At 39.5% G+C, this 23,849-nt stretch carries 19 protein-coding genes and 2 tRNA genes; 18 read left to right on the forward strand and 3 right to left on the reverse strand.

What is annotated here, in order from left to right; all coding sequences use genetic code 11:
• Positions 1-348 precede the first annotated feature (348 nt).
• The gene (locus tag LQ201_RS21660; protein ID WP_230145752.1) at positions 349-1,830 is read right to left on the reverse strand and encodes an NAD(P)/FAD-dependent oxidoreductase; all 1,482 of its coding nucleotides are present in this window, start codon (positions 1,828-1,830) and stop codon (positions 349-351) included.
• Between the two features lie 211 nt (positions 1,831-2,041).
• Here LQ201_RS21660 and LQ201_RS21665 point away from each other — a divergent pair, with 211 nt between their 5' ends.
• The 3 genes from LQ201_RS21665 to LQ201_RS21675 all read left to right on the forward strand — a co-directional run bounded on the left by LQ201_RS21665 (position 2,042) and on the right by LQ201_RS21675 (position 3,984).
• Positions 2,042-2,572 (forward strand): hypothetical protein, encoded by a 531-nt coding sequence (locus tag LQ201_RS21665; RefSeq protein WP_230145753.1) that lies wholly within the window; start codon positions 2,042-2,044, stop codon positions 2,570-2,572.
• A gap of 1 nt (position 2,573) precedes the next feature.
• Positions 2,574-3,278 carry a lycopene cyclase domain-containing protein gene (locus tag LQ201_RS21670; protein ID WP_230145755.1) on the forward strand — a complete coding sequence of 235 codons (705 nt, stop codon included), beginning with the start codon at positions 2,574-2,576 and terminating at the stop codon, positions 3,276-3,278.
• 463 nt (positions 3,279-3,741) lie between these two features.
• Positions 3,742-3,984 (forward strand): cytochrome b5 domain-containing protein, encoded by a 243-nt coding sequence (locus LQ201_RS21675; protein ID WP_230145757.1) that lies wholly within the window; start codon positions 3,742-3,744, stop codon positions 3,982-3,984.
• Positions 3,985-4,131: 147 nt separating this feature from the next.
• Here LQ201_RS21675 and LQ201_RS21680 read toward each other — a convergent pair whose 3' ends face one another.
• Positions 4,132-5,052 carry a PfkB family carbohydrate kinase gene (locus LQ201_RS21680; RefSeq protein ID WP_029280619.1) on the reverse strand — a complete coding sequence of 307 codons (921 nt, stop codon included), beginning with the start codon at positions 5,050-5,052 and terminating at the stop codon, positions 4,132-4,134.
• A gap of 144 nt (positions 5,053-5,196) precedes the next feature.
• On the opposite strand from LQ201_RS21680, the gene LQ201_RS21685 reads away from it, so the two are divergent.
• Positions 5,197-5,273: transfer RNA gene (locus tag LQ201_RS21685), tRNA-Asn, on the forward strand.
• Between the two features lie 80 nt (positions 5,274-5,353).
• On the opposite strand, the gene LQ201_RS21690 is transcribed toward LQ201_RS21685, so the two are convergent.
• On the reverse strand, positions 5,354-6,256 hold the full coding sequence (locus LQ201_RS21690) for a PhzF family isomerase (protein ID WP_230145759.1): 903 nt from the start codon (positions 6,254-6,256) through the stop codon (positions 5,354-5,356).
• Between the two features lie 214 nt (positions 6,257-6,470).
• Here LQ201_RS21690 and LQ201_RS21695 point away from each other — a divergent pair, with 214 nt between their 5' ends.
• The 14 genes from LQ201_RS21695 to LQ201_RS21760 all read left to right on the forward strand — a co-directional run bounded on the left by LQ201_RS21695 (position 6,471) and on the right by LQ201_RS21760 (position 23,430).
• Positions 6,471-6,794, forward strand: a complete 324-nt coding sequence (locus LQ201_RS21695) for a helix-turn-helix transcriptional regulator (protein WP_057931288.1) — start codon at positions 6,471-6,473, stop codon at positions 6,792-6,794.
• 6 nt (positions 6,795-6,800) lie between these two features.
• Positions 6,801-7,268 carry an SRPBCC domain-containing protein gene (locus tag LQ201_RS21700; protein WP_230145761.1) on the forward strand — a complete coding sequence of 156 codons (468 nt, stop codon included), beginning with the start codon at positions 6,801-6,803 and terminating at the stop codon, positions 7,266-7,268.
• A 6-nt stretch (positions 7,269-7,274) separates the two neighbouring features.
• The gene (locus LQ201_RS21705; protein ID WP_230145763.1) at positions 7,275-7,658 is read left to right on the forward strand and encodes a DoxX family protein; all 384 of its coding nucleotides are present in this window, start codon (positions 7,275-7,277) and stop codon (positions 7,656-7,658) included.
• Between the two features lie 57 nt (positions 7,659-7,715).
• Entirely contained in the window at positions 7,716-8,300 is a 585-nt protein-coding gene (locus LQ201_RS21710) for a YdeI family protein (protein ID WP_230145765.1), read from the forward strand.
• 569 nt (positions 8,301-8,869) lie between these two features.
• The gene (locus LQ201_RS21715) at positions 8,870-9,445 is read left to right on the forward strand and encodes a DUF4256 domain-containing protein (protein WP_230145766.1); all 576 of its coding nucleotides are present in this window, start codon (positions 8,870-8,872) and stop codon (positions 9,443-9,445) included.
• A gap of 337 nt (positions 9,446-9,782) precedes the next feature.
• The gene (locus LQ201_RS21720; RefSeq protein WP_230145768.1) at positions 9,783-13,034 is read left to right on the forward strand and encodes a TonB-dependent receptor; all 3,252 of its coding nucleotides are present in this window, start codon (positions 9,783-9,785) and stop codon (positions 13,032-13,034) included.
• Between the two features lie 293 nt (positions 13,035-13,327).
• Positions 13,328-13,486: a hypothetical protein gene (locus LQ201_RS21725; RefSeq protein WP_167346157.1), complete on the forward strand. Its 159-nt coding sequence runs from the start codon at positions 13,328-13,330 to the stop codon at positions 13,484-13,486.
• A 140-nt stretch (positions 13,487-13,626) separates the two neighbouring features.
• On the forward strand, positions 13,627-14,196 hold the full coding sequence (locus LQ201_RS21730) for a helix-turn-helix domain-containing protein (RefSeq protein WP_230145770.1): 570 nt from the start codon (positions 13,627-13,629) through the stop codon (positions 14,194-14,196).
• A 91-nt stretch (positions 14,197-14,287) separates the two neighbouring features.
• Positions 14,288-15,178, forward strand: a complete 891-nt coding sequence (locus tag LQ201_RS21735; RefSeq protein WP_230145772.1) for an alkaline phosphatase — start codon at positions 14,288-14,290, stop codon at positions 15,176-15,178.
• 154 nt (positions 15,179-15,332) lie between these two features.
• The gene (locus tag LQ201_RS21740) at positions 15,333-16,652 is read left to right on the forward strand and encodes a DUF5690 family protein (RefSeq protein WP_230145773.1); all 1,320 of its coding nucleotides are present in this window, start codon (positions 15,333-15,335) and stop codon (positions 16,650-16,652) included.
• A gap of 312 nt (positions 16,653-16,964) precedes the next feature.
• A complete protein-coding gene (locus LQ201_RS21745) occupies positions 16,965-18,125 on the forward strand; it encodes a TIGR03364 family FAD-dependent oxidoreductase (protein WP_230145775.1) in 1,161 nt (386 codons plus the stop codon).
• A 106-nt stretch (positions 18,126-18,231) separates the two neighbouring features.
• A complete protein-coding gene (locus LQ201_RS21750) occupies positions 18,232-21,459 on the forward strand; it encodes a SusC/RagA family TonB-linked outer membrane protein (RefSeq protein WP_230145776.1) in 3,228 nt (1,075 codons plus the stop codon).
• Positions 21,460-21,477: 18 nt separating this feature from the next.
• The gene (locus LQ201_RS21755) at positions 21,478-23,043 is read left to right on the forward strand and encodes a SusD/RagB family nutrient-binding outer membrane lipoprotein (protein WP_230145778.1); all 1,566 of its coding nucleotides are present in this window, start codon (positions 21,478-21,480) and stop codon (positions 23,041-23,043) included.
• Between the two features lie 313 nt (positions 23,044-23,356).
• A tRNA-Asn gene (locus tag LQ201_RS21760) sits at positions 23,357-23,430 on the forward strand.
• Positions 23,431-23,849: the final 419 nt, after the last annotated feature.

Consider the following 23,849-nt stretch of genomic DNA (forward strand, 5'->3'; position numbering starts at 1 on the left):
CCAGGATACCTCCTGGTAATAAAAAACTGATAAGGGTCTGTTCGGCTTGATTCAAGGGGATTCGTAATTGTTGTAAACTACAAAAGAAAGAAATTATTTAATTCCCCCCAACTTTTCCGCTTGATCCGACAATTGGAAACCAGAAGTATTGTAAAAAGCAAAAGGCCTGAAAATTCAGGCCTTTTTGCTTATCATATATTTGGTTAGTTGATTCTTATTTTTTCTTTCAACAATTCGCCTTCTCTCTTATTTCGAAACAAATGCAAACCCCGAACGATTATGTGTTTTGAAGCTTTATTGCAGTATTTTTGTTTTGTGGTTATAAAGATAAGGGAAATTTTAAATTTGTCAAGCTTTTTTTAACTTTTTTTTTATTTCTTTTGCTACCACTTGCCCAGAGATGATTGCAGGTGGTACACCAGGCCCTGGAACGGTTAATTGTCCGGTGTATAAAAAATTTGTTACCTTACTTTTCATCTTAGGTTTTAAAAAAGCCGTCTGTTTCAAAGTGTTTGCTAATCCATACGCATTTCCTTTAAAGGCATGGTAATCTTCCATAAAATCATTCATGGCATAACTGCGCTTAAATAAAATGTTACCACTAATATCATTTCCGGTTAAATCTTTAAAGCGTTCGATCAATAAATTAAAGTATTCTTCCCTTTTACTTTCGCTATCTGCTAAATCAGGTGCTACCGGAATTAAGAAGAAAAGGTTCTCACAGCCCTCTGGCGCAACACTTTTATCGGTTACGGAAGGACAGCATGCATAAAACAGGGGCTTTGATGGCCATTGCGGATTGGTGTAGATTTCTTTGGCATGTTGATCGAAATTCTCATCAAAGAATAAGTTGTGGTGTAATATATTGTCTAGTTTTTTATTTAATCCGATATAAAACAAAAGGCAGGAAGGGGCCATGGTTCTTTCATTCCAATATTTTTCGCTGTAATTACGGTAAGGTTTATCAAAAAGATGCTGATCAATATGTTGATAATCGGCATTGCCTACCACAAAATCGCTTTTAAAACTGCCTTTATTGGTAATTACAGCCTCTGCCAGGTTGTCTTTCACTTCAATTTTGGTTACCTCAGTATCGAAAATAAATTTTACACCCTGCTCTTCTGCAATTTTTTGCATGGCCATTACAATTTTGTGCATACCCCCCATTGGGTACCAGGTGCCTAAAACGAGATCGGCATAGTTCATTAAACTGTATAAGGCAGGTGTGTTTTGTGGTGTGGCTCCTAAAAACAAAACGGGGAATTCTAAAAGTTTCCTCAAACGCTCATTCTTGAATAACCGGTAAACATGCTTTCGCATATTGCCCAAAAGCTGCAATTTGATTCCGCTAACCGCCAATCTAGGATCGAAATATTCCATCACACTGTGCGAAGGCTTAAAAACATACTCATTCATGCCTACATCGTACTTGTATTTCGCCTGATCAAGAAAATGTTTTAAGTTTTTGCTGCTTCCTGGCTCAAGCTTTTCAAATAAAGCGTATAAATCAGCTAATGTTTCCGGAACATCAATAGTATCCTGTTTGCCAAAATAAATACGGTAAGAAGGATTTAATCTTTTTAGCGCATAAAAATCTGCGGTAGTTTTGCCGAACAGGTTATAGTAGTTTTCGAAAACATCTGGCATCCAGTACCAGCTGGGGCCCATATCGAAAAGGAATCCGTCTTTTTGCCAGGTTCTGGCCCTGCCACCGGCCATTTCGTTTTTTTCGATCACGATAACATCACAACCATCTTTAGCCAGTAAAGCCGCAGCAGCCAAACCTGCAAAGCCAGCACCGATAATGGTAACCCTGGGTTTTTTCTCCATGGTGTAAATAAAGGAATTTTATTGCGTTTTGTTTTTGTTAACATCAAATATTGTTTTTTCGTCATTGCGAGGAGGAACGACGAAGCAATCTTACAACGATCGCTACTAGCGTGCGCATTAAGATTGCTTCGTGCCTCGCAATGACGATATTTCACTTTTGAATAATATACAAAGCATCTACAATTAGCTTTTCTTACCTTTGCGGCATCTCATGATTAAACTACGCATTATATTTTTTCTGCTGTTTGCAGCAAGCAATATTACTTACGCCCAGTTATCTACCCAAGAAATTGCGATATTAAAAACTAATATGGTTAAAGCGGTAGAAAATTCGAAGCTAACCGACTCATTATTTACCAAACTGAACAAGCTGGCCAATAAAACCGCCTTAATTACGGGTTACACCGGAACGTTGGAGGCACTTAAGGCCAAGCACTCATGGAATCCATATAACAAGATTAAGTATGTAGGCCGATCGCTCAAAACCATGCAAAAAGCAATTGATATGGATAAGGAAAATATGGAGATTCGCTTTATGCGGTTTTCTATTGAGTTTTATACGCCTTCTTTTCTCGGTTTCAGTAAAGATTTAGCTCAGGATAAAAAAGAGATACTTAAACATTATCAAAATGAAAATTTTGGTCTAGCCGATCGCGAACTGGTTAAAAACGTAGCTAAATTTATGATCGACAGTAAAAAATGTACGCCAGCTGAAGTTAAAATTTTGACAAAACACCTTTAGAATGAATTATACCTATCTACTTATCAATCTTGCTGTAATTTTCTTTCCCCTGGTTTTATCGTTCGATAAAAAGGTGCATTTTTTTAGCAAATGGAAGTTTGTATTCCCGTCGATATTGATCACGGGCTTGGTGTTTTTAATTTGGGATATCCTGTTTACCAAGCTCAATGTGTGGTCTTTTAATCCCGATTACCTTATCGGGGTAAATCTTTTGGGATTACCTTTAGAAGAGATTCTATTCTTTTTAACAGTTCCTTATGCCTGTGTGTTTATTTACGAATGTTTGAATGCCTATTTTCCAAAAAACGACTTGCAAAAGTATAGCCTCGCAGTAAGTAATTTGTTCCTCGGGCTTTGTGTGGCCATTTTGTTTTTTGGTTACAGCAGGTGGTACACGCTGATCAATTTTGGCTTTTTATTTATGGTGCTGGCTTATGTAGAGTATGTAAACGTCCGGTTCAGGTTTATGTACAAGTTCTATAGGGCCTACCTAATTTCGCTTATTCCTTTCTATATTGTAAATGGGTTTTTAACTGCTATACCTGTGGTGATGTATAACGATAAGCAAAACCTTGGTTTTAGGGTAGGTACTATCCCTTTCGAAGATCATTTTTATTTAATGGGGCTGTTGTTGATGAATATCTACCTGTACGAAGTTTTTAAAAGCAGTACCGCGAAGAAAGAAGAGTTAAGATTGGAAAATTAAAAAGTTTATTTCTTAAAAAATTTCATCCTGGGCATGGACGAAGAGTAGTCTTTTATTAGAAAATGAACGTGCAGCAGTTTGTGGCGGTTTGCAGCCCCGCCATTCGCTATAGTCCCGATGAAAAATCGGGAGCTGCCGCTGCTGTCGGGTTTAAGGACAGGGGGGTGTACACCCTGCAACCCCAAAAAATGAAATGCTGTCGTGGCCAACCAGCCCCGGTTGAAGCGATACCCTGCAGCAACGAGGTATCCCGAACTTTCGGGAAAGCGTATAAGCGTAAAACGGGAAGAAACTTAGTGTTTTGTACAAGCCTTGCGCTTCAAATGAGAGTAATAAATTGAAATACCCAGTATAAAGGTCTTCGACTCCGCTCAGAAGACAATGGCTCCTTTAAAAAAGATGTCATCCTGAGCGTAGTCGAAGGACAATCTTTTTAATTATCTTCAACCCGAAATTAATTTAAATGGATTTACCCAGCTATACCAAGCAGCAACTCGCTTTACGCAACGGACAGGACAAACCTCAAATATGGGTGGCTTATAAAGGTTTGATCTATGATATGACCGATAGCAGGCTGTGGCGGAACGGTAAACATTATGAACACTGGGCCGGGCAGGATTTAACAGACGAACTGACCGATGCACCCCACACCGAAGCTGTTTTTGAAAAATTTGTACCGATAGCCGTATTGGCTACACCAAATTGATTTTGGTATGTACAGATGGTTTGGTGTAAAGATTTTACTCCATAAAAAAGCCGCAGATTTAAAAGAAATTAATCTTTAAATCTACGGCTAAAGTTTATTTAATTACAACTGGCAACTGAAAATTGCCTGCTGTTAACTGAAAACTTATTAAACTTCTATAGTAAAAGCACTTAAGCTTACAAATTCCTGGATTCTTGCTGCAACTTCTTCATCGGTTAAATTTAATAACCTTTCCGTTCCAAATTTCTCTACACAGAAAGAAGCCAAAGCAGAGCCATAAATGATCGCATTTTTCATGTTATTGAAGTTAATTGTACCCACTTTAGCCAAATAGCCGATAAAGCCTCCTGCGAAAGTATCGCCAGCACCTGTTGGATCAAATACTTCTGCCAAAGGCAAAGCCGGGGCTGAGAAAATCTGATCTTCATGGAATAACAATGCACCATGTTCGCCTTTTTTAATGATCAAATATTTTGGTCCCATGGCAAGGATTTTTTTAGCAGCTTTAACCAATGAGTATTCGCCCGATAACTGACGCGCTTCGGCGTCATTTATCGTTAATACATCTACCATTTTAATGGTTTCCAATAAATCATCCATCATAATATCCATCCAGAAGTTCATGGTGTCCATTACGATTAATTTCGGGCGGTTTTTAAGGCGTTTGATTACCGTTTGCTGCACCTGTGGGGTTAGGTTGCCTAACATCAGGTATTCGCAGTCTTGATAGCTCTCTGGGATAATCGGATCGAAATTTTCCAGTACATTCAATTCCGTAATTAAAGTATCACGGCTATTCATGTCGTTATGGTATTTTCCTGACCAAAAAAATGATTTTTCACCTGCTTTAATCTGTAGTCCTTCGGTATCAATACCGTGTGTGGTGAAGGTATCAATATCTGATTGATGAAAATCATCACCTACTACTGCTACAATTTTTGCTTTATTGTAAAAGTAGGAAGCCGCTAAACTTGCGTAGGTTGCTGCTCCACCTACAATTTTATCTGTTTTTCCGAAAGGAGTTTCAATAGCATCAAAAGCTACAGTACCTATGATTATCAGGCTCATATCTATGTGTTAATTTTTTTTTAAAATTTTTCACTGCAAATATTGCATAAATAATTTAAAAGCCCTAATATTGCATTCCCAAAACGAACAAGGGTATGTGTGCTGTAAAGTGCAAAGAACCTCGTTTTAGGAAACGACCAGTACTCCTTCTTAGCTCAGCTGGTTAGAGCATCTGACTGTTAATCAGAGGGTCGCTGGTTCGAGCCCAGCAGAGGGAGCCAAAACCCACAACGAAAGTTGTGGGTTTTTTGAGTTTAGGGGATAGGTGAAGTTATGCTGAATGTAGTAAAGCCTTAAATTGTTATATTTTAATTTCAGTTTTAAATACTACCGTAGCATCACCTTTTATCTTAATTAGCGACGGTAGGTCATTTTCAATTCCGACACTAACGCTTATTATTCCGAGTCTGTTTATCTTTTCTCCTTGTTTGCCGTTGAATTCGAAAAGGCTATCCTTAAAATCAACAATTTTATTTTGTATGAGGTATCCGCCTAAAGGTCCATTTGCATTACCTGTAACCGGATCTTCATTTATTCCGATTCCAGGGGCAAACATTCTTCCGTATGTTAATACATCATCATCGTCCGAGTCAAATGTGAATACAAAATAGCCATTGCAATTAATCTGTTTGCTTAGATCAATCAAGCTATTGTAATCAGGGTTCAGATTGTTCAGCTTTTCTCTGCTTTTTATTCCAATCATCACTTTCGAATGTCCTGTAGAAGCAATCTGGACCGGGCACCTTTCATCAGTGTCATTATAATGAAGTCCTAGTGATGATAATATCTGTTGAGTGGTAGTGTTATCGAATATCGGGCTGAGTTCAAATTTACCCTGGGTCATTATTATCTGATAGTCCCCGTTTTTCTTAATGATCTCAAAAGGCAGTGTGCCAACCTTGGTTTTATACCTCAAAACACAAGCGTCTAAATTGTATTCAATAGCTTTTGCATACATTGCGGCAATTGTGGCGTGGCCACAAATGGGAACTTCTGATGTTGGTGTGAAATACCTGATTAAACCATCAGAATCATTGTCGTCGGGAGAAAAAAGAAAGGCTGTTTCAGAATTATTTAATTCTTTGGCAATCTGTTGCATTTGAGCATCAGTCAGCCCATCTGCATTCACAACTACACCCGCCGGATTTCCGCTAAATCTTTCCTTTGTAAAAGCGTCTATCTGGTATATTTTATACGTTTTCATGGTCGTTTCAGGTTTGTTAAAGGGGTTTCTCCTCTTTTTGCATACACTGATCAAATATATTCAATTTTATAAATGGGACCCTGATGCTTTAATACATATAACAGATGAAACCAAACTTATGACGATCTGTTGAAGAAAGCCCTATTAAAAAACTTTCATAAAAATTTGCGTAGTTAAATGACTACATGTATATTTGTAGTCAAATAGCTACATAATGAATTTAAGAAGAGATGTATTTCAGGCCATTGCCGACCCTACGAGAAGGGCGATATTGCTTTTAGTTGCTTCACAATCGATGACGGCTGGTGCGATAGCTACCAATTTCGACACCGCAAGGCCAACTGTTTCAAAACACCTGCAGATCCTCACGGAATGCGAGTTGTTGGAGCAAAAACAAAACGGCAGAGAAATTCATTACCACACTAACGCAAAAAAAATGAAAGAAATTGCCGATTTTATTGAGCCGTTCCGCAAGATGTGGGACGACAGATTTAACAAACTGGAAGATATTATGAAAAATTATAAACCAAGCAAATAGCATAACATGGAGCAGAAAACAAAAATTGATGCCGAAAATGGCAAACAGGAAATGATCATTACCAGAGAATTTGAGCTGCCTGTAGCATTACTTTTTAAGGCTTATGTTGAACCTGAAATAATAGCGCAATGGATGGGGACAAAAGTATTGAAACTTGAAAACAAAAAGTATGGCAGTTACCAGTTTGAAACGGCTGATGCTAAAGGGAACCTAGCGTTTGTAGCCACCGGAGTTATACACGAGTTTGTGCCTGATGAAAAAATAACGCGGACATTCGAAATGGAAAATACACCTTTTGGCGTTCAGCTTGAGTTTTTAAAGTTTGATAAACTAACCGATGATCGTAGTAAACTTACTATGCATGTGATTTACAGATCAGTAGCGTTAAGGGATCAAATACTTGCCTTGCCTTTTGCGCAGGGTATTAATATGGCACATAACCGTTTACAAAACATTGTAAATCAATTAAAATAGTACACTATGACAAAGAGAAATAAAATTATCTATTGGATTGCTACCGTTTGGCTGTCGCTAGGCATGTTATCAACAGGAATAGTACAGTTGATAAAAATGAAAGAAGAAGTGGCATTGTTTACGCAATTGGGTTATCCGCTTTATTTTCTGACTATATTGGGAATTTGGAAAATTTTGGGTGTGGTTGCGGTGTTAATTCCTAAATTTACTTTACTGAAAGAATGGGCTTATGCAGGTTTTTTCTTTGCCATGTCTGGTGCTGTTTTTTCGCACATAGCAATTGGCGATACCAGTACTTCGGCATATTTCGGGCCAATATTGCTACTTGTGTTAACTGTAGTGTCGTGGTATTTTAGGCCTGCGGATAGAAAAATTAGCTCAGTTAACTAAAATAACTTAAACCATAAAAGAAGGAACAGGGCAGAGGAACAAACAAATTCGACTGATATGAAAACGAACCCAAAAGTTGATTTTTATTTTAACAAAGCGAAAAAGTGGCAGGAAGAACTGTTGCTGCTACGGACAATTGTCCTAGATTGTGGGCTTACCGAAGAGTTAAAATGGGGAGTGCCTTGTTATACCTTAAACAATAACAACATCGTTTTAATACATGATTTTAAAGAATACTGCGCATTTTTATTTTTTAAAGGCGTTTTATTGAATGATACGGCTGGGATCCTGATCCAGCAAACGAAGAATGTACAAGTAGGCAGGCAGGTGCGCTTTACCAATGCCCTCGAAATAATGGAGCTTAAACCTATTTTGAAGACTTATATTTATGAAGCCATTGAGGTAGAAAAAGCTGGTTTGAAGGTAGATTTGAAAAAGACTACGGAATATACCGTTCCGGTTGAGTTTCAACATAAATTAGATCACATTCCAGATTTAAAAGCGGCATTCGAAGCCTTAACTCCAGGAAGGCAAAGAGCTTATCTGCTTCATTTTGCGGCACCCAAACAAGCTAAAACCCGTGAGGCAAGAGTAGAGAAATTTATGCCACAGATATTAAACGGCAAAGGATTGGACGATTAATCGTTTCCTCATTTCATGGTGTTGGATGTTATCACCATTGGTTTGTCATCCTGTCCAAAGGACTCCTGTGGAGAACGGAGTCGAAGGGTTTTTAGTGTAGAGGTATTGTGTCTAACAGCCAGTTCTTTAAAATTAGGAAATGAGCGTTTTGTGGTTCTTGGCGGCTTCTAGTCCCGCTTTCCATTACAAGACCTCGCTACGCTGTGGGCTTTTCATTGCAATCGGGTTTAGGGGGAAAGGTTCGTGCACCCAGCAACCCAACAAATGAAATACTGCTGTTGTTACCTAGCCCCGGTTGAAGCGTTACCCTGCAGCAACGAGGTATGAGGAAGCGAAGCGTAAAAGCGTAAAACGGGAAGAAACTTAGTGTTTTGTACAGGCACTGCGCTCCAAACAGAAGTTGCTAATGTATTGGAATTTAAAGGATATGGTTTTCAAAAAAAAGATGTCATCCTGAGCGTAGTCGAAGGATAATCTTTTTTAATTATATAGACTATAAATTGATTTATCAGGCTATACCTAAAGCTTTAACTTTAAGATATACGGGATTTTAAGCAAAAATAAAACATATGAGTAAAATAAATAATAATAAAAAAGAGTTGTCGGCAGTGCAAGCCGAAGAACTACTCCATACTTTAAAAGTCCGTTTCGAGAAAAACATGGACCGCCATAAAAGTATTGAATGGGCAAAAGTAGAAGAAAGGTTAGTTGCGAAGCCCGAAAAACTATGGGTGCTTGACGAAATGGAAATAACAGGTGGCGAACCTGATGTAATTGATTATGATAAAGAAACAGGCGAATATATTTTTTACGATTGTTCGGCAGAAAGCCCCAAAGGCCGTAGAAGTACTTGTTATGATTTGGAAGGGCTGGAATCGAGAAAAGAGCACCAACCGGAAAATAATGCTGTTGATATGGCTGCTGCAATGGGTGTAGAGCTCTTAACAGAAGAACAATACCGCTTTTTGCAACAACTCGGAAAATTCGATACCAAAACATCAAGCTGGATTGTTACTCCTCCAGAGATTAGAAAATTGGGTGGTGCGCTTTTCGGCGATCGCCGCTACGATCATGTATTTGTTTACCACAATGGTGCACAATCGTATTATGCTGCAAGAGCATTTCGTGGTTTGTTAAAAGTGTAAACTATAGGTTCATTGGTTCATTTGTCATTGGTTCATTAGTTAGCAGGGAGAAGAAATTTGTTCTGTGGTTAATTGTTTGAATCGGTTAATCGACCTTGGACTCCGCACTAAGGACTTCGGACTAATCAAAACTTCATTAAATCTTCATCTTTTGTTTTCACCTTTGGGCTTTCTATTCTTCATTATATTCCGGCCTTAAATCTTGGTTGTTAAGGAATTGTTTTCTTATTGTATTATTCTGATTTTCATATTGTTAACGTAATGTTAAACTTAATTTATTGTTAATATTGAATTAACATTAGGACTGTTGTTTTGCATGAAAATAAAACAACAGAAAATGAAATCACGCATACTATCCCTAGTAAGTATTCTGCTGCTCTTGGTCACATTTGCTCAGGCACAGGTTACAACATCTAGTATTAATGGAAAGATTAAGGATAATAAGGGTATCATCCCAGGGGCAACCATTGTGATGATGCATGTTCCAACAGGTACTGTATCTAAAGGTTCGTCAAATGAGAACGGACTTTACCGCATTGGCAACTTGAACCCAGGTGGGCCATACAAAATTACCGTAACCTTTGTGGGTTATAGCCCAGTGGTAAAAGAGAATATCTATTTAACCTTGGGTTCGGACGTAAGGCTCGATCTTGATCTTCAGGAGCAAGGTAATCAACTGGCCGAAGTAAGTGTTAAAGGCCAAAAAGGCGGAACAAAATCTGGTGCGGGCACCAGTATCGGCGAAGGTCAGATCAAAACACTGCCAACCATGAACCGCAGCCTGCAGGATGTAACAAGGGTTACTCCTCAAGGCAGTAAAGATAATACCTTTGGAGGAACAAACTTTAGATACAACAACGTGACTATTGATGGTGCAATTAATAACGATGCCATTGGTTTTAGTCCTTCATTAGGTGGGCAAAGTGGAAGCTCGGGTATGCCTGGAAGCAGTACACGTACCAATCCGGTTTCGTTAGATGCCATTCAGGATGTTACCGTTTTACTTTCTCCTTACGATGTTAAAGTGGGTAACTTTTTAGGTGGCAGTATTAATGCTGTTACGCGTGGTGGTACTAATGAGGTAGTTGGATCGGTTTACGGTTATGGCCGTAACGCCTCTTTAATCGGTAGAAATAAAATCGGCGATAACAGCAAAGAACCCTCCGCTTTTCACGATTACCAAACGGGTTTCCGTGTAGGTTTCCCGATTATAAAAAATAAATTGTTTTTCTTCACCAATGAAGAGATTACCCGCCGTCAGGATCCGGTAATTTTAGGCGCAGGATCGTCTGATATGAAATTGCTTACCTTAACTGAGGCACAGCAGATTTCTGACCGCATGAAAACAGCTTATGGTGTAGATGCCGGTTCGTTTGGCGATTACAACATCTATTCTCAGTCTAACAAATTCTTTAACCGCTTAGATTGGAACATCAGTGAAAGCACCCAGCTAACCATCAGAAATAATACCATCATTTCGAAAGCAACAAACTTAGAAAGAGATCAGTCTAACTTCAGGTTTGGCGGTATCGATTTCGGACAGAATAATAATCAGACTTCAACTGTTGCCGATCTGAAAACCCGTTTCGGAAATTCAGCTACCAATAACGTGATTGTTGGTTACTCAACCGTTCACGATTACCGCGATCCACTGTCTAATCCGGCTTTGCCGCAGATCGAGATTGCTTCTAACGGGGGAACATTGTTTTTGGGTACCGACCGTGAGGCAAGTATCTTCAACATGAAGCAGAATACTTTCGAATTTACCGATAACTATACTTTCAGCAAAGGGAACCATACTTTTACCTTTGGTACGCACAATGAGTTTTACAACATCAACTATGGTTTCGTAAACTCATGGAATGGCCGTGTTGCTTATAGCAGCATCGCCGATTTCCTGGCCAACAAACCAAATAGGGTACGTACAAGTTATAACTACGATGACAATACGCGCGATCATATTATTGAGAATCCAACTGCAGAATTTAATGTGAACATGTACAGCGTTTATGGTCAGGACGAGATCCGTATTGGCGATCGTTTCAAATTGACGCCGGGTTTACGTTTCGATATGGCTGATTTACCAAATATGCCATCATTAAGTCCAAAAACAACCAATTCTCCGGTTGATGCAAATTACGGTACAACCTATACTTACACACAACCATCATCAATTACCGGGAAATTCCTGAACAAAATCCAGGTTTCTCCACGTGTTGGCTTTAATTTCGACGTGCTGGGTAACCAAAGTTTGGTTATGCGTGGTGGTACCGGCTTATTTACCAGCCGTGTTCCTTTTGCATGGATCGGTTATGCATATTACAACAATGGTGTAAACTATGGCGCTTTCGATAAATCGTATGTTTATGCCAATGCTGATCCTGCCAAAATTGTAACACCTGTAGCGGGTACTGATCCGATCAGAGATGCTTTAACAGGTAATGGTGAAGCTGGTTATGTTGCTAATCAAGGTGTTAATGTTAAAGATGCTAAAGGTGCAACACAGGTAGATTTGGTGGATAACAACTTTAAAATGCCAAAAGCATGGAGAAGTAATTTAGCCTTCGATTATAAAACAGACGACCAGTGGAAATTTACGGTGGAGGGAATCTTTAGCCAGGTGATTAAAGATGTGCAGTTTCAGCAGATCAACTATGTAGATAACCCTACTTACATGGCTTATGATACCCAGAAGCAGCAGCCTATTTATTCAGGTGCCAAAATAAATCCTTTATATACCAATGCCTACCTATTATCAAATACTGATAAAGGATATAAATATAGCTTAACCGCTCAGGTGAGTAAATCACTTCCTATCGGTTTAGATATGATGGTGGCTTATACCTACGGAATATCGAAAGATATTGCCAATGGTATCCGTAATTCAATGGAATCTAACTGGCAGTTAAACCAGGCTCTTAGTCCAAATAATCCAGGCTTGGCTTATTCTAATTTCGATATCCGTAACAGGATTATTTCGACTATCAATTACAGGTTAGATTGGGCTAAAAACGGTAAATATGTATCTAACTTCTCGCTATTCTTCAGCGGCCAGTCAGGTTCGCCTTATTCATTAGGTTTGGTGAATACCAGGATCAATGGAACTGGCCAAACCGTAAGTTTGACGTATATTCCGGCTGTAGGCGAAACACAAAAGTTCTTTGCCAACAACGCAGCAGGAATTGCGCAAGCTGCCGCATTTGATGATTATATCAATAACGATAAATACTTAAGTACGCGTCGTGGCGATTTTACGGAGCGTAATGGTGCACGCACCCCTTGGAATGTTCAGGCCGATTTCCGCTTCTCTCAGGATATTCAGGTTGCAAAAGGAAAGCATCCACATGTACTTACTTTAACTTACGATATTATTAACCTCACCAATTTGGTAAATAAAGATTGGGGAATTCAATATTTTTCTCCTAATACTTATAACTCAATGGCGAGTGTGGGTATTAAGGTGGCAACAGCAGGTACACCAACCGCATATCCGGTATATACCTTTGCTCAGAAAGATGTAACCTCTTATTCAAAAGATTTCTTTGCCTCACGTTATCAGATGCAATTGGGATTGAGATATAGTTTCTAATCTTTTTTAATATTAATATACAACGGTCTGACCTAAATAAGGTTGGACCGTTTTTTTGTGCAGGCTTACCATAAATCGTCATTTCGACCGCAGTAGAGAAATCTGTCTAGATAGATCTCTCCTCCGAGGGAGTTCCATTGAAACACTTCGCATAGTTCGGTCGAGATGGCAACCATTCGAAAACGCTGGAAATCTTTCTGATGTATCCAATTAAACCTTTCCTATCCTTCCTCCGTCAAAATAAAACACACAGCATAAAGCTTGATTTATTTTTCAATTTAAAAAGTTAGGTTATGAAAAGGATTGTAAATGCATTGCTCTTATTGGTTATGGCGGTTAATTTTAGTGCTTGCGTGGTGAGCGCACGTGCACCAAGAGCACACTGGGTACGCGGGCATTATAATATTGGCCCTCATGGCGGTCGGTATTGGGTGCCCGGACATTACCGTTAAAATTTTGCTATCGCCGCCATAAAAAGGCGGCGATTGTTTTTATAAGCATGTTAAAAATGTAATTCCGTAACTAATGCGATTGTTGATTTAGATTGTAGGAATAAAATAATACATTAGCGTTATTAACACGATTTTAGCATATGCAAGAAGAAATTCTTTTACAGATTAGCCTTAAAATTAAAGAAAGACGTAAAGAGCTGGGGATTACCGTTCAAGAGCTTGCAAATAAAGCAGAGGTAAGTAAGGGGCTGATCTCTCAAATCGAAAATAGCCGTACCATCCCTTCTTTAATGGTATTAATGGATATTATTAAAAGTCTGCAGATAGATCTGAACAGTTTTTTTAAGGATATCAATTTTCATAAAAAAGATGCCCCCGTTCTGGTGAAGCGAAAAGATCAGTACCAGAAGTTCGAAAAAGAACAGGCAGTAGGTTTTAACTACTCGCGTATTTTAACCAAGAATATTAAGTTTTCGACTGCCGATTTTGTACTGCTCGAGCTCGAGGTGAATGCGCATCGCCCAATGGTGAAAACCGAAGCCTTCGAATTTAAATATATGATAGAAGGTAAGGTAGAATATCAGTTTTCGAAAAAGAAAATTATACTCGAAAAAGGAGATTCTATGCTTTTCGATGGGAGGCTTTCTCACACCCCGGTCAATATTGGCGATAGCAAGGCGCTAATGCTGGTGGTTTATTTTTTTGAATAACATTTTGGTAAACAAAGTTTATTAATACTTAACAAATACTTATCTTCATCTTTATAAACCAATCTTAGGTTTGGTAATAGAAACTATGAATATGAAAAGATTTTTGAAAAGTACTTTACTATTACTTTGTTTATGTGTATTTGCCCAGGCACAATCTAAAAAAATTAAACACGTAATCTTAATTGGTTGCGATGGTTTTGGCGGCTACGCTTTGCCCGAAGCGAATATGCCTAATCTTAAAGCATTAATGGCCAATGGCTCATGGACTACACAGGCACGTTGTGTATTGCCGTCTTCCAGCGCTGTAAACTGGGCTTCCCTATTAATGGGCGCTGGACCAACCGAACATGGTTATACCGAATGGGACAGTAAAGTGCCCGAAATTCCATCTATCACCAAAACATCTTATGGTTTGTTCCCTGGGATATTTAGTGTAATCAGAGATCAAAAAAAACGGGCTAAAACGGCTATTGTGTATAGTTGGAGCGGTATTGGTTATTTATTTGAAAAAGAAGCAGTAAACATTATCGTTAGTGGAAACGATAAAGATGATTTTTGCACCGATACCACTGTTGCGATCATCAAAAAAGAAAAACCTTATTTTACCTTCCTACATTTAGACGAACCTGATGGTACGGGGCATTCAATCGGTCATCGTACACCAGCTTATTATAAACAACTGGAGTTGGTAGATCAGCGGATAGGTAAAATTGTAAAAGCGGTTAACGATGCAGGTATAGCTGATGAAACCGTTATTCTGGTTACTGCCGATCACGGTGGTAAAGGTAAAGGCCATGGGGGCAAATCGCTTGATGAAGTGCAGATCCCGTGGATTATCTCAGGTCCTGGGGTTCGTAAAAACCACGAATTAAAAGACGCGATTATTACCTACGATACGGCTGCAACACTGGCCTGGTTAATGAGGTTGCAACAACCGCAAAGTTGGAGAGGAAAGCCGGTATTAGAAGCTTTTACGAAATAAGATACACACCCTACACGGTTAAAACTTAACAATTTGATAATCTTTATATTGTTTACTAATAATAAACAATGTTTACTATTGTTTTTGGATTAAGTAAATATGAAAATCAAATTAGTGGTGTTCGGTATGATAAACAACATAAGCAGATATTAGGATGAGTTTGCTTCATCTTGCCCGCAAAAAAGCACTTAATTGGCCTTATTGGTTAATTACAATGCTTGGTGGTATAGCAGCATTTGGTTGTTACACCAGTATGTATGCCTTTCGTAAAGCTTTTGCCTCTGCTACTTTTGAGCACCAGGAATTTCTGCATATCGATTATAAAGTTTGGTTGGTTATTGCACAAATGGTAGGTTATACCTTGAGTAAGTTTTATGGTATCCGTTTTATTTCTGAATCGGGGAAAAGTAACCGGGCAAGGAGCATCATTTTTCTGATTCTTTTTTCTTGGCTAGCCCTGCTCGGATTTGCTTTGGTGCCTGCTCCCTACAATATTGTATTTCTTTTCCTCAACGGTTTCCCTCTGGGCATGATCTGGGGTTTGGTATTCAGTTATTTGGAAGGAAGAAAAACAACCGAATTTATGGGTGCGTTAATGTCGATCAGTTTAATATTTGCCTCAGGTTTTGTTAAAACGGTAGCCCGAACGCTGATGTCGTTTGCTTCGGTAAGCGATTATTGGATGCCTTTTCTTACCGGACTGGTTTTTCTGCTTCCGCTGTTCCTGTTTGTTTTTTGCCTGGAGGTTATTCCGCCGCCTTCAAAAGAAGATCAGGAGTTACGTACCAAGCGGGTGCCAATGGATGCGAAACAGCGCAGAAAGTTTATCACCACATTTTTGCCGGGTATCATCTTAACCATTATCATTTACGTGTTGCTTACCTGTATCCGCGATATGCGCGATAATTTCGAAGTAGAAATCTGGAATGGCTTAGGTATTCATAACAACCATATCTACACGCAGATTGATACCTTGATTTCGGTTGTGGTATTGGTGATGATGGGACTTTTGATCCTGATCAAAGATAACCTCAAAGCTTTTACCGTGATCCACATCATGGTTATTTCGGGCTGTTTGCTAATTGGCGTAAGTACATTCTTTTTCGATAGGGGCTACATTGGGCCTGTTAGCTGGATGGCTTTGCTGGGAATGGGACTGTATATGGCCTACATTCCTTATAACGCCATTTTCTTTGAACGGATGATTGCCAATTTTCATTACAAGAGCAACATCGGTTTTATTATGTATGTGGCCGATTCAATAGGCTACGTAGGTAGCTTTTCGATACTGCTATTTCATGAGTTTGGCGAAACGAGTACCAGCTGGATGCAATTTTTTAAACAGTGTTTGTTTGCCATACCATTAATTGGAGGGGTATGTAGTGTGCTTTCTTTGATCTATTTTAGAAGAAAAACTTTGCTTACAAATAAAAAGATGCAGGCTGCTGGGCGTGTAATTTTAGCAGGAAAGTGAAAAGGCGTTTTTTTGCGATATCATTTTTTACCATGTAAGGAATATAAGGTCATTTAAGCTTATATGTTTCTTAAATGGTCGAAGTGGGGGAAGTTGGTGTACGCAAAAGTCGTCATTGCGAGAAGGCTTTTTCGGCCGACGAAGCAATCTTAATGCGCTCGCTAACGGCGATAGTTGTAAGATTGCTTCGTATCTCCCAATGACGATTTCTGTTGAAATCTTTCGTTGGTTGAAGAAAAATAATTAAAAAACAATATTGACATTGATGGCTGGATGAATTAAAAACATCCTGATATCAGCAAAAAATAAACAATGAATAAACATTTCGATCTTATTGTAATTGGTGGAGGGATTTTAGGAACATTCCATGCTTACCATGCTTTACTTTCGGGCAAATCGGTACTGCAGCTCGAAAAAGATAATTTTCCGGTTGGCGCTACAGTACGCAATTTTGGTCAGGTGGTACCCTCGGGTATGGAAGCCGAATGGTTCGAATATGGTGTGGCTGGTCTAGATATTTATAAATCCATTCAACAGGAATTCGATATTTCCGTGCAGCAAAACGGCAGTGTGTACATCGCATCAGATAACGATGAACAGACCTTAATCCACGAGCTGAAAGCACATTATAATACCATCGGTTACGAAACCGAATTGCTTAGTAGGGAAGCGGTTTTAAAGAAATATCCTGCTATTAAATCTTCTTATGCCAAGGAAGCCATCTTTTTTCCCCAGGAAATTAGTGTAGCACCAGATCAAATGATCCACCGCCTGCACGAATATATGCAGACTAAGTTTGCTCAATACACACTTAAATACAATAGTCCTGTTACCGCCTGCGAAAGCAAAGGCACTGGTGTTGAAGTAGGTTTAAGAAACAATACAGAACTTTTTACAGCGGAAAAAGCCATTATCTGTAACGGTTACGAATTTAAATTGCTTTATCCCGAACTGTTTAGCGAAAGCGGTATTGTGGTTAGTAAGCTGCAGATGATGCGCAGTATACCTATGCCAGAAGTAGCTTTAGCTGGTAATATTTTAACCGGGCTAACCACCAGGCGTTACGAGAGTTTTGAGCACTATTGCCCTTCTTTCAAAAGCATTAAAACTCCTGAGCATTACGAAGAGCTAAAAAAATGGGGTATACATATCCTGTTCAAAAAGGCTGCAGATCATACGATTATTATTGGCGATTCGCATGTGTATGCCGATGTAAACCATTTCGATGACCTTGGTTTCGATTTAAGCCACCACGTTAATGAGCTGATGCTCGAAGAAGCAGCCCGGATAGTCGATTTCGATGTGCGAAAACTGCAAAGTACCTGGGCCGGATTTTATCCGCAGCATGCAACAAAACATATTGTAACTTACGATCTCGACGATCGCATCCACATCCGTACGGCTATTGGCGGTAAAGGAATGACTGCCAGTGCAGGTTATGCCGCAGAAAGCATTAAGAAAATATTTAGTTAACAAATGCTAAACAAAAATAGGGGTTTTTGTTAACTAAAAGTTGGTATTAGGCTAACATACACACCTTATCATTGCATCTATAAAACCTAAAAAAAATTATAGATAAATGAAACATCTCTACAAGATGAAGATGTGCATGGTGGCTTTGCTGTTACTGTGCCTCACGCCTTATTTTTCCTGGGCACAAACAAAAATAGCTGGTCTGGTGAAAGACGATGCGCAACAGCCGATCCCAGGCGTTAGCATAATGGTAAAAGGGACTAAAAAGGCTACTTCTACTGATTTATCGGGCCGCTTTACCCTCGAGGCCAAAATAGGCGAAACACTTGTTTTTAGTTCGATCGGATTTCTTCCGCAGGAAGTTCAGGTTACGGGCGCAAACCTTACCGTAACTTTAAAAACAGACTCGAAAAATTTAAACGAAGTAGTGGTTACCGCCCTCGGTATCCGTAAAGAGAAAAGAAACCTGGGCTATGCCATTCAGGAAGTAAAAGGAGCCGATCTGGTAAAAGCCAGAGAAGCTAATCCGGTAAACGGATTGGTGGGTAAGGTTGCTGGTTTAACTGTTGGTGTATCTTCAGAGCTTTTGGGCCGTTCGTCGCTTTACCTTCGTGGTAACGATGTTAATTTAGTTGTGGTAGATGGCGTACCGATCAATTCGGATACCTGGAACATCAATCCCGATGATATCGATACTTATACCGTGCTTAAAGGCCCGGCAGCAGCGGCACTTTATGGTTATCAGGCTTATAATGGTGCATTATTAATCACCACTAAAAGAGGTAAACTGAGCGACAAAGGTTTTACTGTAGAACTAAATTCGAGCACACAGTTTAACAAAGGGTTTATCGCTTTGCCGAAAAGCCAGGACGAGTACGGGCCAGGTGAACACAGTGCCTATGCTTTTGGTGATGGAAAAGGTGGTGGCTTAAATGATGGTGATTATGATATCTGGGGCCCAAAATTCGACGGTCAGTTGATTCCTCAATATGATAGCCCGATTGTGAACGGCGTGCGCCAGGGTACACCATGGGTAGCCCGTGGAAAGGATAACTTAAAGCGTTTTATCCAAACCGGATTGCTTTCTGCAAACAACGTTGCCTTATCGTCTGCAACAGATAAGTACAATTTAAGGGTTTCTATTTCCAATAATTATCAAAAAGGAATTATACCGAACACACAGTTAAACATCAATAATTTTAACGTAAGCGGTTCTTATAACATCAGCCCGAAATTAAGGGCCGAAGCCTACATCAATTATAGCCGCCAGTTTTCTGATAATATTCCAGATGTAAACTATGGCCCGAACAGTGTGATTTATAACATGACCCTTTGGGGTGGTGCCGACTGGAATATCGATGACATGAAAAACTACTGGCAGCCAGGCAAAGAAGGTATCCAGTCTATTTACGCCGAATACCAGCGTTACCACAATCCTTATTTTTTATCTTACGAGTGGTTACGCGGACATAAAAAGAACGATATTAACGGTTATGCCTCCTTAAATTACAATGTAACCAAAGGATTGGATGTATTGCTGAAAACGCAGATCTCTACCTACGATCAGTTAAGAACCGAGAAAATGCCTTTTTCTGCTCACCCATACGGACGCGAAGAAGGCTTAGGCGATTACAGGGAAGACCGCCGTAGCATGTTCGAAAATAATACGCAATTGATTTTAAAGTACAATAAAAACATTGGCGATTTATTTGAAATCAGTGCTTTTGGCGGTGGTAATGCACGTAACTTTAGTTACAACTCGAGCTTTACCACAACCGATTATTTAAATGTTCCGAATGTATATAACTTCTCGAATTCTAAAAACCCGGTAAAAGCATTCGATTTCAATTCACAGATGTTGGTGTTAAGTGCTTTTTACTCGGTCGATTTAAGCTTTAAAAAATACCTGAATATTAATACCACTGGCCGTGTAGATAAAAACTCTGCACTTCCTCCGGGCAACAATTCGGCATTCTATCCTTCGGTTTCGTTAAGCTCGGTAATTTCCGATTATGTAAAAATGCCTGCTTTTATTTCATTTGCAAAAGTAAGGGCATCGTATGCAAACGTTAAGGACCCAGGTTTGGGTACACAGGAATTTATTGGTGCAACGCCTCTGCAAACTTATCCAATTGGTTATGGTGCAGAATATACTTCGTCATACGGTGGTCCTGGTTATGGTCTTTCTTCGCCATACAGCATCAGGCCTACCTACAATAACCAAACGGGTGCCTATTATACCAACAACCTTATCGATCTGAACGCGGTAAAAGCGCAGAGCAGAACCAATTACGAAGGTGGTATCGATCTGAAGTTCCTTAAAAACCGGTTAGGTTTTGAAGCTACATATTTCCGGTATATCGATGGACCGAAAATTATCAGACAAAATATCTCAGCAGCAACAGGTTACCAAACCAATACCATCAACGGCCGTAAAACGCAAAACAGTGGAGTGGAGTTAAGTTTATCTGGTGCACCAATCATGACCGACAAATTTGGCTGGGATGTTATGATCAACTGGTCTACCTACAAACAGATTTACAAAGAACTTGCCCCAGGCGAAACATCGGTTGATCAATTCTTTAAAACCGGCGACCGTATCGACAATATCTATGGTTCTGTTTTAGCTAAAACACTAAGTGGGCAGGTGATCCATACTTCAAGTGGAACACCGGTTTCGTTACCGGTTAACCAGCTGCTTGGGCACGCCGATCCAAACTGGGTATGGAGCATTGGTAACAAATTCAGGTATGAGAATTTCTCATTCAGTTTCCAGTTAGATGGTAAAGTGGGTGGAGTAATGCAAGATTATGTGAGGTTAAAATCGTTCCAGGGCGGTCGTCAGATCGAAACCATCCAGGGTAAAATGGGCGAAGCCAGATATCAAGATTACCTGCGTGTAAACGATCCAACTTACAAAGGCACCTGGGTAGGCGATGGGGTTGTGATTGCTAATAACGGTAAACTTAACTTCGATCCGGTTACGGGTGTGATTACCAATTATGGCGACCTAACTTTTGCGCCAAATACCACTCCGCAGCTGTTGCAGGATTATCTAGGCGTTTTTTATGGTGCCAAAGAAAACACCATGATGAGCCGTACCTATGCCAAATTGCGCGAAGTAACTTTTGGCTACCAATTGCCTAAAAAACTATTGGAGCGCACGTTTATCAAATCGGCCAATATTTCGGTAGTGGGACGTAATCTCCTGTACTTTATCAATTCTACTTATAACGATGTGGATGTAGATCAGTACTCGGGCAGAGAAGGTACCTCTACACTGCAAACACCAACTACAAGAAGTATAGGCTTTAACCTGAATGTTACTTTTTAACCTTTAGCAATAAATATTATGAAATCAATATATAAAATCCTGTTCCTCTTTATTATCGTGGCTGTTTGCGGCGGGTGCAAGAAAGAATTTGAAGACAATTTTAAAAATCCGAACCAGGCCGAAACCGTTCCGCCAAACTTATTATTGAACAGTATTTTGTTCGATATGTACGAAGCGCCTTTTTCGGGCTCAGAAAGGTGGAACCAGTACACTGCCGCCAACTATTTCTATTACGCAACCAATAACTACGATTGGACAGGTGCTTCGTTAGATTACACGACTTTAAAAAATGTGGTAAAAATGGAAGAGGAAGCCAACCGTTTAGGCGGTGCGGTAGCTAAGCCTTACCTGGCACTGGCTAAATTCTTTAAAGCGTATTATTTTGTGAAAATGAGTTTGAAAGTGGGCGATTTACCAATGACTGACGCCTTAAAAGGTTTCGCCAACTTAACCCCGAAGTACGATACCCAAAAAGATATTTTTAAACTATCGTTAACCTGGTTAGAAGAATCGAACAATGATTTATCGGCTTTAATTACTGCAAGCAATAAAGAATTAAAAGGCGATATCTACCTTAAAAATGACCTTGCAGCCTGGCAAAAGGTGGTGAATACCTTTAAATTACGGACTTTGATCAATTTGAGCACAAAAGCGGATGATGCCGACTTACAGGTAAAACAACAATTTGCTACAGTGTTGGGCAACCCGACCAAATATCCGGTTATGGAGAATATGGCCGATAACCTTCAGTTTGTGTACAACGAGAGTTTTAACAAGTATCCGAACAATAAAGATAATTTTGGTAATGATGCCCTGCGTTACAATATGGCGGGTACGTATTTAAATACGCTTTCGGCCCTTAAAGATCCCCGGGCTTATATGGTAGCTGAGCCGGCAAGGGGTATAGCAGAAGCCAATGGTTACGCCATTACCGATTACCGCAATTTTATTGGTGCACCTACTGGGGAAGATCAGGGGGTAATGTTGGATAAGGTACAGAAGGGATTGTATTCGCTAATTGGCCGTTATCGCTACTATAGTGGTTATACAGCCGAAAATACTTTTATTATTGCTTATCCTGAGCTTTGTTTTATCAAAGCAGAGGGCATTAACCGCGGTTGGGCTACTGGTGATGCCGAAAGCTGGTATAAAAAGGGGATTCAGGCTTCTATTGGTTTCTATGGTATTAAAGATGGCGTTAATGTGGTCACCTTTTTGAAAAAGGATGGGAAGCTGGGCGAATTTGAAAATTTTAATGTTAATTTCTCTTTCGAAAGCGATTATTATTCGCAGGCTGCGGTTAAATATGCCGGTAATACAGCCGATGGTTTAAAGCAGATCCTGACACAGAAATACTTAGCTTATTTCCGTAATTCGGGTTTCGAGGCTTACTATCAGTACCGCCGAACAGCTGTGCCAACTTTCGATTTAGGTCCTGGCGTAGGTAACAGCAACAGGATTCCTAAGCGTTTTCAGTACCCCAATATCGAAAGAACAACCAACGGCGAAAACCTAAAAGTAGCATTGCAACGTCAGTATAACGGTGTAGATGATATTAACCTTGCACCTTGGATTGTTAAATAGAAGAAGATAACCTGTTGATATTCAGTTTGAAATTTGCAAAACGATCCTGCGTCGTAAAGGGAGGATCGTTTTCTTGAATAATAATTGAATTAATTTTTGCATAAATAGTTTAAAAGCGCTAATATTGCACTCCCAAAACGAACAAGGGTATTTAACTGCAAAGTGTAAATAAGCCTCGTTTTAGGAAATGACCAGTACTCCTTCTTAGTTCAGCTGGTTAGCGTCCCGATGCATCGGGATTAATCAGAGGGTAAGAAAAGATCAGAGGATTTTGATCGGTATTAATGAAAACACAACCAGAATAAATAAATATTCCTTCTTAGCTCAGCTGGTTAGAGCATCTGACTGTTAATCAGAGGGTCGCTGGTTCGAGCCCAGCAGAGGGAGCAGATTTGAAAGCCTTACAACATCGTTGTAAGGCTTTTTTGTTTTATATTCTTGCTCGGCGAGAAGTTTATTCTGAGCGCAGACAAAGGGAGCCCAGCAGAGGAGCCAAAACCCGCAACGAAAGTTGTGGATTTTTTTCGTTTACGGCTGCGTGGGAAGTTCATTCCGATTTTACTCGGTGAGCCCAAAGAATTCATGCTTTGTGTAAAAACTATTAAGTATATTCCCTAGTTCATCATGTATTTAATACTATTCATCACCTAATATTGTATATCCGTCCAGAAATTTTAAAATTTTGTTTAAATATTTTATATTCGGAACTAATCAGAAAAAGGTCTCTTTAGGAATATCTAAATTCCGTTGGAAATTAAATTTTAGTATTTAATACCTTGCTCCTGACGCTCAACATTAAAACGCTC

Source organism: Pedobacter sp. Bi126, from assembly GCF_918698245.1.
In the GTDB taxonomy this organism is placed as follows: Bacteria; Bacteroidota; Bacteroidia; order Sphingobacteriales; family Sphingobacteriaceae; genus Pedobacter.

Bases quoted from the DNA above. Each gene is read 5' to 3' on its own strand.
- LQ201_RS21755 (WP_230145778.1), top strand. From the start codon at position 21,478: ATGAAATCAATATATAAAATCCTGTTCCTCTTTATTATCGTGGCTGTT.
- LQ201_RS21690 (WP_230145759.1), bottom strand. From the start codon at position 6,256: ATGAAAACGTATAAAATATACCAGATAGACGCTTTTACAAAGGAAAGA.
- LQ201_RS21675 (WP_230145757.1), top strand. From the start codon at position 3,742: ATGGATTTACCCAGCTATACCAAGCAGCAACTCGCTTTACGCAACGGA.
- LQ201_RS21660 (WP_230145752.1), bottom strand. From the start codon at position 1,830: ATGGAGAAAAAACCCAGGGTTACCATTATCGGTGCTGGCTTTGCAGGT.
- LQ201_RS21745 (WP_230145775.1), top strand. From the start codon at position 16,965: ATGAATAAACATTTCGATCTTATTGTAATTGGTGGAGGGATTTTAGGA.
- LQ201_RS21720 (WP_230145768.1), top strand. From the start codon at position 9,783: ATGAAATCACGCATACTATCCCTAGTAAGTATTCTGCTGCTCTTGGTC.
- LQ201_RS21725 (WP_167346157.1), top strand. From the start codon at position 13,328: ATGAAAAGGATTGTAAATGCATTGCTCTTATTGGTTATGGCGGTTAAT.
- LQ201_RS21735 (WP_230145772.1), top strand. From the start codon at position 14,288: ATGAAAAGATTTTTGAAAAGTACTTTACTATTACTTTGTTTATGTGTA.
- LQ201_RS21680 (WP_029280619.1), bottom strand. From the start codon at position 5,052: ATGAGCCTGATAATCATAGGTACTGTAGCTTTTGATGCTATTGAAACT.
- LQ201_RS21700 (WP_230145761.1), top strand. From the start codon at position 6,801: ATGGAGCAGAAAACAAAAATTGATGCCGAAAATGGCAAACAGGAAATG.
- LQ201_RS21730 (WP_230145770.1), top strand. From the start codon at position 13,627: ATGCAAGAAGAAATTCTTTTACAGATTAGCCTTAAAATTAAAGAAAGA.
- LQ201_RS21750 (WP_230145776.1), top strand. From the start codon at position 18,232: ATGAAACATCTCTACAAGATGAAGATGTGCATGGTGGCTTTGCTGTTA.
- LQ201_RS21710 (WP_230145765.1), top strand. From the start codon at position 7,716: ATGAAAACGAACCCAAAAGTTGATTTTTATTTTAACAAAGCGAAAAAG.
- LQ201_RS21715 (WP_230145766.1), top strand. From the start codon at position 8,870: ATGAGTAAAATAAATAATAATAAAAAAGAGTTGTCGGCAGTGCAAGCC.
- LQ201_RS21705 (WP_230145763.1), top strand. From the start codon at position 7,275: ATGACAAAGAGAAATAAAATTATCTATTGGATTGCTACCGTTTGGCTG.
- LQ201_RS21695 (WP_057931288.1), top strand. From the start codon at position 6,471: ATGAATTTAAGAAGAGATGTATTTCAGGCCATTGCCGACCCTACGAGA.
- LQ201_RS21665 (WP_230145753.1), top strand. From the start codon at position 2,042: ATGATTAAACTACGCATTATATTTTTTCTGCTGTTTGCAGCAAGCAAT.
- LQ201_RS21740 (WP_230145773.1), top strand. From the start codon at position 15,333: ATGAGTTTGCTTCATCTTGCCCGCAAAAAAGCACTTAATTGGCCTTAT.
- LQ201_RS21670 (WP_230145755.1), top strand. From the start codon at position 2,574: ATGAATTATACCTATCTACTTATCAATCTTGCTGTAATTTTCTTTCCC.